A 15,680-nucleotide genomic window follows, 5' to 3' on the forward strand; every position below is an offset into this window, starting at 1 on the left:
CCATCTCTTTCGACTCCCTATAGCTAGGCGGTGCCGGAAGGGCCCCCCGGTCCCTCCGCCTCCTCCATCCGCCGCCCGACCACCCGGGCGAGCGTCATCGCCGCGGGGAGGGGGCGGACCATCACGGTCAGCCCGGTGACGAGTCCGCCGTCGCCGAACCTGAGCAGATCGAGCCCCTGGACGGCCTTGCCCATCACCCGCGCGTCGAAGATCAGCGCCTGGGAGGGGACGTCCGGCCGGCCGGTGCCGACGAGCTCGTCGGTGTAGTGGAAGTCCTCGAAGACCTCCAGCAGCACGGCGAGCAGCGCGACGACGGTGTCGCGGCCCTGGTAGGGCTTCACCATCACCGGGCTGTTGAACTCGATGCCAGGGTCGAGCGCACCGGTGATCGCGGAGAGGTCTTTGGCCTCCACCGCTTTTCGGAACGTTCCGGGAACCGTCACCTGAGCTGCTCCCTTCACTTGCCGTGGGTCGGGATCACTTCACCGTCCAGGGCTGGACGGTGCCGGCGGGGGGCGTGCTCTCGGTGGTGCCGGGTGCGGGATCGGCCGGCCCCGGGGCCTCGGCCGGGCCGGCGGGTGCGGCGGCCCGGGCGAGGTCCTCGGCCCAGGCGCGGTAGCCGGCGGGTGACGGGTGGAATCCGTCGGAGGCGAAGAGCCCGCGGTCGCGTGCCATCGCCTCGTCCATGGGAGCGTGGACCGCGCCGCCCGCACGGGCGGCGTCGCGCATGATCCGGTCCATGGTCCGTGCCCGAGCGCCGAGGACGAGCCGCAGCGGCTGCGGGATCGCGGGGAACCGGTGCACGGGCGGCATCCCGGCGACGACCAGGGTCGCGTGCGCGTACTCGCCCTGCAGGGCGGTGATGAGCTCGGCCACGTCGGCCGTCCACCGCCGCAGCGGGCGCCGCCGGATCAGATCGTTGATCCCCACGGTCACGACCACGAGATCCGGCCCCGCGCCCGCGGAGGCCGAAGCGGCGCGGTCACCCGGGGCCGGAAGGCCGGGGGGCGCGCCGTCGCGGGGCGGGCCGTGGCCGCGGCCGCCGTTCGCCTGCGGGAGAAGCCCGATCGCGACCCGGTGGGCCGTCGCTCCGTTCTCCCCGCTGACCGACCACGACACGCTGCGGCGCAGGCGCTCCCTCAGCGCCTCGGCCAGGAAGCCGGGCAACGCCTGCGCGTGCTGGGACGCCCCGACCCCCACGGCGGTCGACTCGCCGATCACCACGACCCGGTAGGCGGGGCCGGTGCCCGGGTCCGCGCCGGCGACGAAACCGTGCTCGTCCCCGGTCGCGGGGTCGAGCCGCGGCGTCCGGCGCGCCGTCCGCCATGCCTGGACGGCCAGGACCGGTGCGAGCGGAATCAGCATCATCGACTGGGGGACGCGGGCGAAGGTGAATGGTCTCTTCATCTCAATCCCAGACTTGTGCGGTTCGGCCCCCGAGGCTCAGATCACCCGCTCGCGGAGCAGGCTCCGTGCGATGTTCGCGATCACCTCCGCCACATATGCGTGCCCTCTCGGGTTCAGGTGGATTCCGTCGGCACTCCACATCGCGGGGTCGGCGACCTTCGCCACCGTTTCCCGGCCGGGAAACGGTATTCCGAACTCGCGGGTCGCGCGGTCGAGCTCCTCGTTGAAGTCATGAATGCGCTGCACGGTGCGCTTCTTGCGGAACTGCGACATCGGGGACAGGTCGAGCAGCGGCGGCCGCGGCACCGGGATCGCCAGGGCGACCGCGCCGCGCGACCGGGCCCAGCCGAACAGCTCGTGCAGCCGGGTCGCCGCGGCCTCCCGTTCGAAGCCGCGCAGCGCGTCGTTCATGCCGCAGCCGAGCACGACCAGGCCCGGCCGCAGGTCCTGGACGGCGGGGAGCTGGTCGCGGACCACGTCCTCGATCGTCGCCCCCGGGTCGGAGACGTTGCGCATCTCCTCGCGGGAAATGCCCAGCTCACGGGCGAGCCGACCGGCCCAGCCGAGCCACCCGCCGGCCGGGTCCGGGTCGTTCTGGCCCTCGGCGACGCTGTCGCCGAGCACCAGCATGACGGGCCCGCCGCCCATCACGCGACGTGCAGGCCGGCCGCCCATCACGCGACGAGTTCGAGCAGGTAGTCGGTGAGCGCGGCCACCGTCTCCCTGCGCCGGGCCTCGGCCACGTCGACCTCGACCTGCAGGTGGTCCTCGATGTCGCTGATGATGCTGATGGCGTAGACCGAGTCCACGCCGTAGCGGGCCAGTTCGACCCCCGGGTCGATGTTTTCGGCGGGCTTGTCGAGGTAGAAGGCGATCCTGTCAAGAAGCCACGATTGCAACTCGTCGTGGGAAATTGTTTCCGATCTGGTCACCGCACTCCTCCCTAAGTCAGAGGATCATCGAATCAATCGCGATAGCTATCGGAAGACGAGCAACACGCAAGATACCGGCAAATGGATGATGTGTCTCAGATCCGGATGTGAACGATCGGATACAACCATGTCTCTGTTTCGTAAATTAAGTCAGTGAGACGGTAAAACGGCGCTATGTTACTGGATGGTAACCACTTCCGTTAAGGGACCCACCGGCAGCCCGCCCAGAAACCGCCGTTCCCGGGAGTCCCACCGATCCATTGCTCCCCGCGGACCCCACCGCGGCACGCCACCTGCGTCGTTTCCCAGCAGACCCGCCCCGCGCGGGCGCCGGCCGGCCCCGGCGGACCGGCACGTTCCATGAGAATTTCGGACAACCTTCCAGACTCCCCCATCACGGGCGGGTCAGGTCCCTGTTGCCCCAGGGAAAGACGCACCTGTCCTCGACGGAGTCAGCCCTCGTCAGCGGGATCGTCCACCGGCACCGGCCCGGCCAGGCGCGAGACGACCGGATTGGGTTCGCGGGCCTGGGAAAGCCGCTCCAGTACCCCGTGCGCGCGGTGCGACCGCCACCGGTGCGCCGCGAGCCGGTGGTATCTGGCGAGGTTCGCGACCGCGGGACGCGACACCCCGGTCAGCGTGTAGCCGTGGTCGACCAGCCGCGAGGCGAGGACGTGCTCGACCAGATCGGCCTCCCAGTCCTCCAGGCGGTCCCGCCACGCGCCGACGTTGCGCGTGTTGGGCGCCTCGTGCGTCCGCAGGTGCCACTTGCGGGCTGACGGCACCGTCTGCCGCGCGTGCTCGTACGCCCTGGTCATCGCCGGGTCGAACGTCTCGCCGAGGAACACGCAGAGCTTCTCCAGCTCCGGCTCGGGCTCGGCGACCAGGTCCTCGTATCGGAACTCGTAGAACGTGTCCGGGCCGAGACGGCGGGCGAGGCGCTTGCCCATGTCGACCGCCTCCCGCCAGGTCAGCGCGGCGGAGAAGGTGTCGCCGTGGTACCACGGCATCCGCTTCAGCGAGCTGACCGCGTCCCGGCCGTCCCGGACGAGGTGGATGAACTGCGCATCCGGGAACATCCGCCGGAGCATCGGCACCCGGCGGAAGTAGCTCGGGCGCTTGTCGCCCCAGCGCGGCTTGCCGTGCCCGCGCGCGTACGCCCGGAAGACGGTCGCCAGCGCGGACCCCAGCGTCGGCGGCGCGTCCACGATCTCCTCGATGACGGCGTCGGCGTCCAGCTTGAGGACCTTGAACTTGGTGTCCTCGCCCTTGACGATCCACTCGGCCAGCCGGCGCCGGTTCTCCTCCCGCTCCAGGTCACCGAAGGTGTGCCGCACGTCGTACGAGGTGTGCACGAACCTGGTCTCGGACGGGAACGCGATACGCCGGTGCGAATGCAGCATCTGCTGCAGCAGCGTCGTTCCCGAACGAGGACAGCCGATGACGAAGATCGGCCGGCTGGTCTGCGGATTCATGGCGCGCCAAGGTACGCAGGTCGGCTGAGCGGGGCCACAAAACTACCTCAACGAAACCTGAAAGTCCTGCCATGACTCTCCATCGATGCCGCCCCGGCCCGCCCTTCGTCCCGGTTGCACCTCCGGAACGCGGTGGTTCGTGCGGATGTGCTGGTCAACGGGGTTCTCGTGTATCGATCGGTAGAAGACTTCCCTTTTAGCGAGAAATAAGCTACGGTATCAACCAAGATGCCGGGAGAGGGTGCCGGGAGAGTTCGCCCGGCAGGAAAGGACACGCTTGCGACCAGGAGGGCAGATGACTCACCGGCAGTTCTTCGTCACGCCGCCTCCGTCGCCGTGTGCCTCCTCGCGTGTCCCCTCGCTCGTCCCCGCCCCGCCGTACGGCCTGACCGCACCGGCCTGGGCGCACGACTTCCCGGATAGCTGAGCCGCATCCCCACCGTCCCTTAGCGGGCCCCTTTTCCCGGGCCGGCGCGTATTCGTCGCGTCCGGCACGGTCAATGACGTCTCGATGCGGAAGCGTGCGGTCACATGGGTGAATTCTTCAGTGTCGCCTTCGGATTTCCGACGGCGCTTTTCAGTTTCTCTCTCCTGGTCGTCGCCCTCTACTGGGCGCTCGTCCTGGCCGGCGGCCTGGGGATCGACCTTCTCGGTGGCGGCGCCGATGCCGATGCGGGGGCCGGCACCGCCACCGAGGACGGGGACGCCGGAGACGGGCCCGCGACCGGGATGTTCGCGTTCCTCGGGCTCGGCGGTGTCCCCGCCACGGTCGTGCTCTCCCTGCTCATCGTCCTCGCCTGGTTCGTCAGCCTGACGGGGGCGGCGCTGGCCGACGGCACCGTCGTCCGAGCGTTCGTCCTGGTCGCGGCCCTGATCGCGGCCTGGGGCGGGACGCGGCTGATCGTGCTGCCGCTGCGCCGCGTCTTCCGGCGCCCGGCCGAGGCGTCGCTGCGCGACTTCGTCGGGCTGCCGTGCGTGATCCGCACCGGGCGGGTCGGCCCGGACTTCGGCCAGGCCGAGGTCACCTCCGCCGACGGCTCGTCCGCCATCGTCCAGGTGCGCCAGCCCGCCACGGACGTGGCCGTGGCGGGCGAGGCGGAGGGCACCTCCCTCACCGCGGGCAGCACCGCACTGATCTTCGATTTCGACCCCGCCGGGCAGTTCTTCTGGGTCATGCCGCACGACGCGGCATTCGGCCCTCCGGCCCCCTGAAAATCCCCGCGACTTTCTATCCCCCCACAGACGGGAATTCTCCGATGGAAACCATCACCGTGGGCGCAGGTGTCCTTCTCGCGCTCGCCCTCATCATCACCCTCGGTCTGGTGCTGATGGTGAAGAAGCTGTTCCAGAAGGTCGACCAGGGCCGCGCGCTCATCATCTCCAAGTTCAAGAAGGTCGACGTCACCTTCACCGGCGCGGTCGTCCTGCCGGTGCTCCACAAGGCCGAGATGATGGACATCTCGGTGAAGACCATCGATATCGAGCGGACCGGCCGCGAGGGGCTGATCTGCAAGGACAACATCCGCGCCGACATCCGCATCACGTTCTTCGTCCGCGTCAACAAGACCGTCGAGGACGTGGTGAAGGTGGCGCAGGCCATCGGCACCGAGCGCGCCAGCAGCCAGGAGACGCTGCAGGAACTGTTCGCGGCCAAGTTCTCCGAGGCGCTGAAGACCGTCGGCAAGCACCTGGACTTCGCGGACCTCTACACCCGCCGCGACGAGTTCCGCGACCACATCATCCGGGTGATCGGCACGGACCTGAACGGCTACAGCCTTGAGGATGCCGCGATCGACTACCTGGAGCAGACGCCGCTGCTCTCCCTGGACAAGTCCAACATCCTGGACGCCCAGGGCATCCGGAAGATCACCGAGCTGACCGCGATCGAGCACGTCCGCACCAACGAGCACGCCCGCAACGAGGAGAAGGAGATCACGCGCCAGAACGTCGAGGCGCGCGAGGCGATCCTCGAACTGGAGCGCCGCCAGGCCGACGCGGAGCTGCGCCAGGAGCGCGAGGTCGAGACCGTCCGGGCCCGGGAGCTGGCGGAGATCGAGCGGGTGAAGGCGGACGAGCGGCTGCGGGCGCAGACCGCGCACATCCGCACCGACGAGCAGCTCGGCGTCCAGCACGAGAACAAGGAGCGCGAGGTCTCGGTCGCCGCGAAGAACAAGGAGCGCGTCCTCGCGATCGAGAGCGAGCGGATCGAGAAGGACCGGCTCCTGGAGGTCATCGCCCGCGAGCGGGAGACCGAGCTGACCCGGATCTCCGCCGACAAGGAGGTCGAGGCCGAGAAGCGGGAGATCGCCAACGTCGTCCGCGAGCGGATCGCGGTCGAGCGGACCGTCGCCGAGCAGGAGGAGAACATCAAGCGGCTGCGGACGGTCGAGGAGGCCGAGCGCACCCGCCAGGCGGTCATCATCCAGGCCGAGGCCGAGGCGCAGGAGAACCTGGTCAAGGACATCAAGGCCGCCGAGGCGGCGGAGGCCGCCGCCGAGCACCGGGCCCGCGAGGAGCTCACGATGGCGCAGGCGCGCCAGGAGGCCGCCGAGATGGACGCGCAGGCGAAGATCCGCCTGGCCGAGGGCCTGCGGGCCGAGGCCGCCGCGGCCGGGCTCGCCGAGGTCCAGGTCCGCGAGAAGGACGCCGAGGCCGTCGAGAAGGTCGGCCGCGCCGAGGCCGCCGTCGCGCGGGAGAAGGCGCTGGTCGAGGCCGCCCGGATCCGCGAGAGCCTCAAGGCCGAGGCGGAGGGCCTGAACGAGAAGGCCGGTGCGATGGCCGCGCTGGACGAGGCGTCCCGCCAGCACGAGGAGTACCGGCTGCGGCTGGAGACCGAGAAGGACATCCGGCTCGCCGGCATCGAGGTGCAGCGGCAGGTCGCCGAGGCGCAGGCCGGCGTCGTCGCGGCGGGGCTGGAGTCGGCCGACATCAACATCGTCGGCGGCGACAGCGTGTTCTTCGACCGGCTCGTCGGCTCCATCGCCCTCGGCAAGGGCGTGGACGGCTTCGTCCAGAACTCCGAGGTGGCGCGGTCCGTCGCCGGCCCCTGGCTGGACGGCTCGGGCAGCTTCACCGACGACATGGCCAAGCTGCTCGGCGCGGTCGACACCGGCGGCGTCCGCGACCTGACCCTGTCCGCGCTCCTGCTGCGGATGATCAAGTCGGGCGGCCCGGAGGCGTCCGGTTTCCAGGACCTCCTGGACACCGCCCGCCGCCTGGGCGTCGCCGACGCCCCGCTGTCCGAGGTCAACGGCGCCGAACTGACCACCCCCCACTGACCGAGTCCGTTGACTTGCGGCGAGTCGTTGTTATGAGCGCGTCGAAAACAACAACACGCCGCAAGTCAACGAGGTGGGTGTCCGGGGAGAGAGAGGGGAGTGACGGGTGGAGCTGGATCACGGGACGTACGAGGTGCTGCGTGCGCGGCTCGGCGAGCACGCCGGGGAGCTGGCGCGGCGGGCGGAGGCGCTGAACGCGCGGCGGCTGGAGGTCTTCGGCGGGGCGGAGCTGCGGCTGGCGGGAACCGAGCAGATCCGGACGGCGCACACCTGCGTCCCGCGGGACGTGGTGGCGCTCGGCGGGGTGATGCTCTTCGGCTACAACGTCTTCCTCGGGCTGAAGCCGGAGACGACGGTCGACGACGTGTTCTCCCTGCACCGCTTCACGCGGGACGGACAGGGCATCGCGTTCGTCCCGACCGGGCCGGAGGCGGTTCCGGGCCTGCTGGACGACCCGAGGTTCCGGCGCGACTTCGCCGACATGTACCGGTACTACCGGCAGGCGCGGCTGCTCCAGCTCCGGCTGGTGGACGGGCGGCTGCTCGCGGTCTTCCAGACCGGCCCGCGCCTGTCCGATCTGCGCGTGCTGCGGTGGCGCACGGCGCCCGACGGCACCGTCGCCTACGAGGACAACCAGGGCGAACGCGACCACGCGTTCCCGGCGGCGCACGACGTCGACTGGGTCGAGACCACGCGGGACGACCACGTCCCCGGGCGGCACCCGCACATCTCGATCGAGGGCGAGGTGTTCGTCGAGACGATCGGCGGCACGCTCACCGTCAAGATCGAGGACAACACCGGCAGCGGGACCGGGATCTACTCCGAGCCGGTCGACGAGCCGCTGCAGTCCCTCGCGGACGCCGACATCCTGCACGCGCGTGTCGGGGCGCTGATCCTGCTGCGGATCCGCCCGTACAACGAGACGGCCTGGCGGCATCTGGTGTTCAACGTCCGCACCAAGGAGGTCGTGCGGCTCGACGGGATCGCGCAGGCGTGCCGGCGGCTGCCGGACGACCACGGAATCATCTTCCCCGGCGGCTACCACCTGGACACGGGCGCCGCGAAGACCTTCGACACCGACGTCACGGGCCTGGAGTACGAGCGCGTCGTCCGCTCGCCCAACGGCGAGGACGTCCTGTACGTCTTCCACTCGCGCGAGGACGGGCGGTCGCTGCTGCTGCCCTACAACGTGATCCGCAAGCAGGTCACGACGCCGATCACCTGCCACGGGTACTCGCTGTTCGAGGACGGGACGCTCGCCGTGATGCGGGCGTTCTCGGAGGAGCCCGCGCGCGTCCACCCGATGCAGGTCTGGCGCACGCCCTACGTCTCCGACGCGCACGCCGCGGCGCAGCCCGTGGGGACGGGTCCCTTGGAGCGGGTCGGCAACGCGGACCTGGTCCGCGGAATCTCCGAATGCCTCTCCATCACCCGCATGGTGGACGAGATGTCGCCGGCGACGCGGGTGTTCGAGGCGCTGATCTCGGCGTGCACGCGGACGGCCGACCTGTACCACTGGCTCGCCGAGGACGACCTCGGGGACGTGGCCGCGCCGCTGGCGGACGTCCGCACGACCGCCGGGCAGGTCCTGGACGAGTACGAGAAGGTCCGCGCGCTCACCGACCAGGCGGCCGCCGCGGTCTCCGAGAGCGCCGACGACATCGCCGGGCTGGTGCGCCGGTCGCGCGCCGAGGCGCCGTCGGCGGCGGACGGCTGGATCGCCCGGCTCGCCGAGTTCCGCCGGGCCCAGGGGCATCTGGAGACTCTGCGCGACCTTCGCTACGTCGACACCGCCCGTCTTGACGAACTTTCCGAGACCGTCCAGACCGAGCTCGGGGCGGCCGGGCAGGGCGCCGTCGCGTTCCTCCAGGGCGAGGACGCCTTCACCGGTTACCACGCCGAGGTCGAGCGCATCACCGAGGCGGCGCGGGCCATCGAGACCGCCGCCGGCGCCGTGCCGCTGGCCGATCTCCTCGACGCGCAGAACGAGGGCCTGGAGGTCGTCACGGAGGTGGTCGGCGACCTCGACATCGCCGACGCCACGGCCCGGACCGCGATCCTGGAGCGCGTCGGCGAGGTCCTCGGCGGTCTCAACCGCGCCCGCGCCGTCCTGGACAACCGGCGCCGCGACCTGCTCGGACGCGAGGGCCGCGCCGAGTTCGCCGCCGAGCTGGCGCTGCTCGACCAGTCCATCGCGGGGGCCCTCGCGGGCGCCGCCACGCCGGAGAGCTGCGACGAGCAGCTCGGCCGCCTGCTCCTCCGCCTGGAGACCCTCCAGGCCCGCTTCTCCGACCTGGACGACTTCCTCTCCGAACTGGAGACCAAGCGGACCGAGGTCTACGAGGCGTTCTCCTCGCGCAAGCAGGCCCTCCTGGACGAGCGCGCCCGCCGCACCGACCGCCTCACCGAGTCGGCCGAGCGCATCCTCTCCGGAGTCCGCCGCCGCGCCGCCACGCTCGGGTCTCCGGACGAGGTCAACACCTACTTCGCCACCGACGCCATGGTGGCCCGGCTGGGCGGGATCGCCGACGAGCTGCGCGCCCTGGACGACGGCGTCCGCGCGGAAGAGCTGGAAGGCCGCGTCAAGGCAGCGCGCCAGGAAGCGGGCCGGGCCCTCCGCGACCGGCTCGACCTGTACGGGGACGACGGCGGGACGATCCGGCTCGGCCGGCACCTCTTCGCGGTCAACACCCGGCCGATCGAGCTGACCCTCGTCCCGCACCGCGACACGGTCGCCTTCGCGATCACCGGCACCGACTACCGCGCCTGCGTCCTCGACGAGGGCTTCGCGGCGACCCGCCCGCTGTGGAACCAGACCCTCGTCTCGGAGACTCCGGAAACCTACCGCGCCGAATACCTGGCGACGTCGATCCTCGCGGACGCCGATCCCGGCGAGCTCCGCCGGGCCGCCGCCGAAGACCGCCTCCTCGCCCTGGTCCGGGACGTGGCCGCCGACCGCTACGACGAGGGTTACGAGCGGGGCGTCCACGACCACGACGCCGCCCGCATCCTGGAGACCCTGCTGCACCTGCGCACCGACGCGGGCCTGCTGCGCTACCCGTCCCCGGCCCGCGCCGCCGCGCAGATCTTCTGGACGCGCGGCACCGACCCCGCCGGCCGCACCGCGTGGACGACCCGGGCCCGCTCCCTCGTCCGCGCCCGCCGGACGCTGGGAGGCCACGACGGCCTGGCCGCGCTGACCACCGAACTCGCCGCGTCCATCACCGGGTTCACCGACCGCACCGGGCTCGCCGCCCCCGACGCGCGGCTCGCCGCCGAGTACCTCATCGAGGAACTCGCCACCGCCCCCGACGGCTTCGTCACCAGCCAGAGCGCCCGCGACCTGCTGAAGAGCCTCGGCGAGGCGCACCGCACCGATCTGGAGAACGACCTGGGCGACCTCGGCGACGACCTCGCCGCCCGCCACCAGCTCGCCGAAGCCTGGCTGGCCCCGTTCGCCGAGACCCCGTCCGACCTGCCCGAGGCGGTCGCGATGCTGCTGTGCCCTTCACCACCGGGCGCGTCCGCCCGCTACGACTCCCCCGCCGGCCTGACGGCGACCATCGACGACCTCCTCGGCAGCCACCCCCGCATCACCGACCGCCGCATCGGCCTCCGCCTGGACGAGTCGCTCGCCCGCACGCACCGTTTCCGCTCGGAACGCGTCCCGGCTTTCCGCGCCTACCAGAAGCAGCGGAACGACCTCATCGCGACGGAGGAGAAGCGCCTCGGCATCGCCGGCCTCAAGCCGCGCACGATGAGCGCCTTCGTCCGGAACCGCCTGGTCGACGAGGTCTACCTCCCGCTCATCGGCGACAACCTGGCCAAACAGCTGGGCGCCACCGGCGACAGCAAGCGCACTGACCAGATGGGAATGCTGCTGCTCATCTCCCCGCCCGGCTACGGCAAGACGACCCTCATGGAATATGTCGCCGAACGCCTCGGGCTGGCCCTCGTCAAGGTGGACGGCCCCGCCCTCGGCCACGACGTCACGTCCCTCGACCCCGCCCAGGCCCCCAACGCCACCGCCCGCCAGGAGGTCGAGAAGATCAACTTCGCCCTCGACATGGGCAACAACGTCCTGCTCTACCTGGACGACATCCAGCACACCTCGCCCGAACTCCTGCAGAAGTTCATCCCCCTCTGCGACGCCCAGCGCCGCATCGACGGGGTCAAGGACGGCGAGCCGAGCACCTACGACCTGCGCGGCAAACGCTTCGCGGTCTGCATGGCCGGCAACCCGTACACCGAGTCCGGGCGGCGCTTCCGCGTCCCCGACATGCTCGCCAACCGCGCCGACGTGTGGAACCTGGGCGACGTCCTGTCCGGGAAGGACGACCTGTTCGCGCTGAGCTACATCGAGAACGCGCTGACGTCGAACCCGGTCCTCGCGCCCTTGACGAACCACGACCGTTCCGACATCGAGCTGCTCGTCCGCCTGGCCTCCGGCGACGAGACCGTCCGGCCCGACCGCCTGTCCCACCCCTACACCCAGACCGAGCTGGACGAGATCCTCTCCGTCCTGGCCAAGCTCCTTGACGTCCAGCGGACCGTCCTCAGCGTCAACCGCGCGTACATCGCCTCCGCCGCCCAGGACGACTCCGCCCGCACCGAGCCGCCTTTCCGCCTCCAGGGCTCCTACCGCGACATGAACAAACTGGCCGAGCGCATCCTCCCGGTCATGAACACGTCCGAGCTCGAAGCGGCCATAGACGACCACTACCGGGCCGAGTCCCAGACCCTCACCTCGGACGCCGAGGCCAACCTCCTCAAGCTCGCCGAACTCCGCGGCACCCTGACCCCGCCCCAGCAGGCCCGCTGGACGGAGATCAAGGAGGCTCACCGGCGAGCCCAGACCCTCGCCGGAAACCAGGAGGACCCGTCCGTGGGCGCCCTCCTCCACCTGGCGGACAAACTCACCGCCATCGAAAAGGCCCTGCGCCCCCACTGACGAAACGCCCCGACCCGTGTTGCCCGGCCACCGCGCCACGAGACTGTTCACGGTGAGTACGGCCGTCCAGTGCCGTAACAAAGAAAAGAGATTCGGAGACGACCATGAACAAGCGTTCAGGGTCCATGAAGGCGGTTCTGGCCTACCTGTGGGCCAACCCCAAGCCCTTCCTGGTGTTTCTCGGCGTCCTGGGGGCCTTGGCCATGGCGGCCAGGCCCTTCGTCGCCGACCACATCGGGCAGCTCATCATGCTGCTCGTGTGGCTCCTGCTCTCGGTGGTCGGCCTCGTCTTCTGGGTGGTCGGCTGGAGCATCACCCGCCGCGACCCCGAGAAGCGGTCGGGGTGGTGGAGCGCACGGGGGCTGGTCCTGGTGGTGATCGTCGCGACCGTCATCGGCGCCGCCGGGGCCTACGCCATCGGCTACCTCAGCTGAGGGCACCGAACCACTGAGCGGCTCCGGGTGACACCGGAGCCGCTCCTTCTCGCCCGGCCCGCGAGACCCGGGTTCGAGTTGCGCATGCGAGTGGCGGCCGGACGGTATGCCATGTCATCCGTGGACCGTTCACGGATGCTGATCCAAAGGAAAGATCATGAAAAAGAAGTCATTTTCCAACCACCTGATCGCGGCCGCCGTCACGGCTGCGATCGCCGCGGCCCTCGTCTCCATCGCAATCATCGTTGTCGGTGTCGCCGACAGCGGCGGCGATTTCGTGGATATCCTCCGCGTCTTCGCCCTCCTCGCCCTGTTGGTCGTCTACGCAATGTTGATTGCCGCCGGGTGGCTGTGGGCCAGCAACACAGTTGCTCTCGGCATCTTCTTCACTGCCGGGGTCGCGCTCGCCAGTGCCGACATCGTGCTCACCATCGGTTTCGGCGGCGCATACGTCGTGCTCGCCGGCATCGCCCACTTCATCCTCAGAGCGAGTCGCAAGAAAGGCGAGCGCCGCTTAGGGGTGTCGTTACCTGAACGGCTCCGCCGCCATGGTGGAGCTGTCTCGTACGCATGACTCGGGGGGCCGTCCAACAACCGGCCCCCCGACCTCTGCGTCACCCTCGTCCCTGCGTGTGACCTGCCGCTCTGCCGCGGGTTCGCTTCCGAGTCAGACGTTCTTGAGGGTCTCTGCAAGGTGCCGGAAGTCCTCGGGGGTCACGATGAGGTAGGGCCCCATGGGGTCTTTGCTGTCACGAATGGCGACCGTTCCAGGCACCCTGGCGACCTCCACGCATTCGCCGCCGTTCGAGGTGCTGCGGCCGGCCTTGCGCCATACCGCGCGACTCAGGTCCATCTCTCTTCCACCGTTCTGCGGATCAGCTCGACGCTCGCGGCCATCGGCAGGGCCAGGCTGCGAAGTTCCCGGAGGGTTCTCGCGACCGCGTTCAACGCCTCCGGCTCGCTCAAGGTGAGTCCACGATACGCGCTATCGACGTATACGACCTCCGATCGGTCCTCCAGGGTCGCGACGACGAACGGCCCCGAGTTGCCCCCGTGCTCGCCGCTGCTCGGGACGACCTGGACGGTGACGTTCGGCCCGACCACGCTGATCAGGTATTCGAGCTGCTCACGCATGATCTCCTTGCTGCCGACCGCACGGTGCAGCACCGCCTCGTCCAGGAGGACGGTCAACGCAGGAGGAGGGTTCTTCCGGAGGATCTCCTGCCGCCTGATGCGGGCGTCCACGGCCTCCTTGTCGCCGTGCAGGATCGCGTTCGCGTATGCGGGCGTCTGGAGGAGACCAGGGACGACCGTGAGGCCGTAGGCCGTGATCTCCACGGCGTCGGCCTCGACGGTCGGCCAGTCGAACCACGTCGGGTACGCGGCGTCCATGACGAGGTCCTTCCAGAGCTCCTGGAGATCCCCGCCGACTTCGAGGGCCTCGTCGGCGGCCGTGGCGAATTCGAACGTGCAGCGAGTACGCCCGAGTTCCACCAAAGAAACGTATTGGGTGGTTACACCCAATTTGACCGCCAATCGTTCCTGACTGAGCCCGGTGCCGGTGCGGTACCGGCGGAACGCTTTGCCGAAGGCGGTGAGCATGGGGGACGCGCCGCTGCGCTTGCTGTGATGACGGGAGGGTGCCATGGCGACATGGTGTCTCAAGCCCGGTCAAGTTGTCATCAACTCTGTCGTGATCAGTTTTCTTTTTCTCTCGTACTTGATGGTTTCTCCTAAGCGTTCGCTGCCTGAATTGGCGAGCAAGCAACCGACGTGATCCGAAGGTCATCCGATGCCAGCACTAGCACTCGCGCCAGAAACACCCTCCCTCGTCCTGGAGACGTCCGAACGGGCGCCCGCCCGAGCACGCCACTTCATCGCGGAGCGCTTTCGGGAAATCGGGATGGCCGACGACTTCACCGGCCGACTCGTGGTCACCGAATTGGTCACCAATGCCTACGAACACGTGGGATTCGGGCACATCATCGTCCGGGCCTTCCCCGACGCGAAGGCCGGTCTCGTCGTCATCGAGGTGTGCGATGAGGGCGCGGTTCTGCCCGTCGTCCGGCCCGAGGACCACGGTGCCATCGGCGGACGGGGCCTGCGGCTGGTGGCGCAACTCGTCCACGACTGGGGCGTCCGGCCGCTCGACGAGGGGGGAAAGGCCGTATGGGCTCGTTGCGGCCGGTGAACGTCCGGGCACGGCGCCAGGTCCTGCGCTGGCGCACCCGCCGGGGGCGCGCCACGGCGATCCGCCACCTGGACCTGCTCGCCGTCACGGTCGCCACCAAGGGATACCGGTACGTCAAGCTCTACCAGGCCGACGAGTTCCCCACCCGGCCGCCGCTGCTGTGGGTCTTCGCGTTCGCCCCCGATCACCACGTCCGCGTCGCCGTGAGCGTCCGTGCCACGCCTGATGGAGCCTTGGGGGTACTACGAGGCCGGACGCGGCAGGCACGGCTACCTCTCGCCCTGCGGCGACACCAAGTACGCCACCGACCAGGTGGACGCCGTCCTCAAGCAGCGCATGTTCCCCGGCACCTGGTAGGGCCCCGCCGGGCGGCCTCCGGGCCGCCGCCCCGCGCCCGAAACGGTGGATGCCACCAGCCGTGTTGCGTCCGCACCGCGCCACGGCACTGTCAACGGTGGGTACGGCCGTCACGCGCCGTAACAAACGAAAGACAAGGAGAACGACCATGGACAAACGTTCAAGGTACGTCCTGGCGGCCCTCGCCGCCCTGCTGGGCGTCGCCATGCTGCTCTGGCCCTTCTTCGGTCAGCTCTTCATGCTGGCCGTGTGGAGCCTTTCCTGGCTGATCGGCGCGATCGTGTGGGGGTACGAGCGGAAGCGCGCCCACGACCGCGACCCCGAGACCTTCTCGGGGTGGCGGGGCAAGACGAGGCTCGCGTTTGAGACGGCTGCCGTCTACGGCGTCGTCATCGCCGGAGTCGTCGCCATCAGTTACATCGGCTGACCGGCACGAGCACAGTGAACGGCTCCGGGCACCCCCCGGAGCCGTTCCATCTCTTGTCACACTTGAGCCTCCGTAGCGGATCTCGCGTGCGGACTCGCTAAGGCGTCTCCGGTGGGCCGTAGAGGCGGGCGACGTCGGGTGAGTCGAGCCATTTGGAGTAGGTGGGCGACTTCGGCCAGCCGTCCGGTGAGTCCTGCCATTCCTCCTGGCGGCCCCACGGCAGGACGT

General features: G+C 69.8%; 15 protein-coding genes. 8 read left to right on the forward strand and 7 right to left on the reverse strand.

Annotation, left to right across the window (positions count from 1 at the left end; genetic code table 11):
• Positions 1 to 23: 23 nt before the first annotated feature.
• The 5 genes from E1281_RS25555 to E1281_RS25575 all read right to left on the reverse strand — a co-directional run bounded on the left by E1281_RS25555 (position 24) and on the right by E1281_RS25575 (position 3,814).
• Positions 24 to 443, reverse strand: a complete 420-nt coding sequence (locus E1281_RS25555) for a nuclear transport factor 2 family protein (RefSeq protein WP_131882212.1) — start codon at positions 441 to 443, stop codon at positions 24 to 26.
• A 34-nt stretch (positions 444 to 477) separates the two neighbouring features.
• Complete coding sequence (locus E1281_RS25560; RefSeq protein WP_131882213.1) at positions 478 to 1,407, reverse strand: SGNH/GDSL hydrolase family protein; 930 nt, start codon at positions 1,405 to 1,407, stop codon at positions 478 to 480.
• A 36-nt stretch (positions 1,408 to 1,443) separates the two neighbouring features.
• Positions 1,444 to 2,055: an SGNH/GDSL hydrolase family protein gene (locus E1281_RS25565; RefSeq protein WP_165959100.1), complete on the reverse strand. Its 612-nt coding sequence runs from the start codon at positions 2,053 to 2,055 to the stop codon at positions 1,444 to 1,446.
• A 26-nt stretch (positions 2,056 to 2,081) separates the two neighbouring features.
• A complete protein-coding gene (locus E1281_RS25570; RefSeq protein ID WP_131882215.1) occupies positions 2,082 to 2,339 on the reverse strand; it encodes an acyl carrier protein in 258 nt (85 codons plus the stop codon).
• A 452-nt stretch (positions 2,340 to 2,791) separates the two neighbouring features.
• Entirely contained in the window at positions 2,792 to 3,814 is a 1,023-nt protein-coding gene (locus E1281_RS25575; protein ID WP_131882216.1) for a sulfotransferase, read from the reverse strand.
• 531 nt (positions 3,815 to 4,345) lie between these two features.
• On the opposite strand from E1281_RS25575, the gene E1281_RS25580 reads away from it, so the two are divergent.
• The 5 genes from E1281_RS25580 (at position 4,346) to E1281_RS25600 (ending at position 13,051) form a co-directional block, all read left to right on the forward strand.
• Positions 4,346 to 5,026, forward strand: a complete 681-nt coding sequence (locus tag E1281_RS25580; RefSeq protein WP_131882217.1) for a hypothetical protein — start codon at positions 4,346 to 4,348, stop codon at positions 5,024 to 5,026.
• 44 nt (positions 5,027 to 5,070) lie between these two features.
• Entirely contained in the window at positions 5,071 to 7,092 is a 2,022-nt protein-coding gene (locus E1281_RS25585; protein ID WP_131882218.1) for a flotillin family protein, read from the forward strand.
• Positions 7,093 to 7,198: 106 nt separating this feature from the next.
• Positions 7,199 to 12,043 (forward strand): DNA repair ATPase, encoded by a 4,845-nt coding sequence (locus E1281_RS25590; protein WP_131882219.1) that lies wholly within the window; start codon positions 7,199 to 7,201, stop codon positions 12,041 to 12,043.
• Between the two features lie 104 nt (positions 12,044 to 12,147).
• Positions 12,148 to 12,477: a hypothetical protein gene (locus tag E1281_RS25595; RefSeq protein WP_131882220.1), complete on the forward strand. Its 330-nt coding sequence runs from the start codon at positions 12,148 to 12,150 to the stop codon at positions 12,475 to 12,477.
• Between the two features lie 157 nt (positions 12,478 to 12,634).
• Positions 12,635 to 13,051: a hypothetical protein gene (locus E1281_RS25600; protein ID WP_131882221.1), complete on the forward strand. Its 417-nt coding sequence runs from the start codon at positions 12,635 to 12,637 to the stop codon at positions 13,049 to 13,051.
• 93 nt (positions 13,052 to 13,144) lie between these two features.
• Here the strand turns inward: E1281_RS25600 and E1281_RS25605 are convergent, their stop codons facing one another.
• The gene (locus E1281_RS25605; protein ID WP_131882222.1) at positions 13,145 to 13,330 is read right to left on the reverse strand and encodes a DUF397 domain-containing protein; all 186 of its coding nucleotides are present in this window, start codon (positions 13,328 to 13,330) and stop codon (positions 13,145 to 13,147) included.
• Positions 13,321 to 14,124 carry a helix-turn-helix transcriptional regulator gene (locus E1281_RS25610; RefSeq protein ID WP_131882223.1) on the reverse strand — a complete coding sequence of 268 codons (804 nt, stop codon included), beginning with the start codon at positions 14,122 to 14,124 and terminating at the stop codon, positions 13,321 to 13,323. Before E1281_RS25610 ends, E1281_RS25605 begins: the two co-directional genes overlap by 10 nt.
• Before the next feature lie 145 nt (positions 14,125 to 14,269).
• Between E1281_RS25610 and E1281_RS25615 the strand changes: the two genes are divergently transcribed.
• The 3 genes from E1281_RS25615 to E1281_RS25620 all read left to right on the forward strand — a co-directional run bounded on the left by E1281_RS25615 (position 14,270) and on the right by E1281_RS25620 (position 15,452).
• The gene (locus tag E1281_RS25615) at positions 14,270 to 14,668 is read left to right on the forward strand and encodes an ATP-binding protein (RefSeq protein WP_131882224.1); all 399 of its coding nucleotides are present in this window, start codon (positions 14,270 to 14,272) and stop codon (positions 14,666 to 14,668) included.
• A gap of 213 nt (positions 14,669 to 14,881) precedes the next feature.
• Complete coding sequence (locus E1281_RS40475; RefSeq protein ID WP_165959101.1) at positions 14,882 to 15,025, forward strand: hypothetical protein; 144 nt, start codon at positions 14,882 to 14,884, stop codon at positions 15,023 to 15,025.
• A gap of 148 nt (positions 15,026 to 15,173) precedes the next feature.
• Positions 15,174 to 15,452 carry a hypothetical protein gene (locus E1281_RS25620; RefSeq protein WP_131882225.1) on the forward strand — a complete coding sequence of 93 codons (279 nt, stop codon included), beginning with the start codon at positions 15,174 to 15,176 and terminating at the stop codon, positions 15,450 to 15,452.
• Positions 15,453 to 15,680: the final 228 nt, after the last annotated feature.

It is taken from the genome of Actinomadura sp. KC345 (assembly GCF_004348515.1).
In the GTDB taxonomy this organism is placed as follows: domain Bacteria; phylum Actinomycetota; class Actinomycetes; order Streptosporangiales; family Streptosporangiaceae; genus Spirillospora.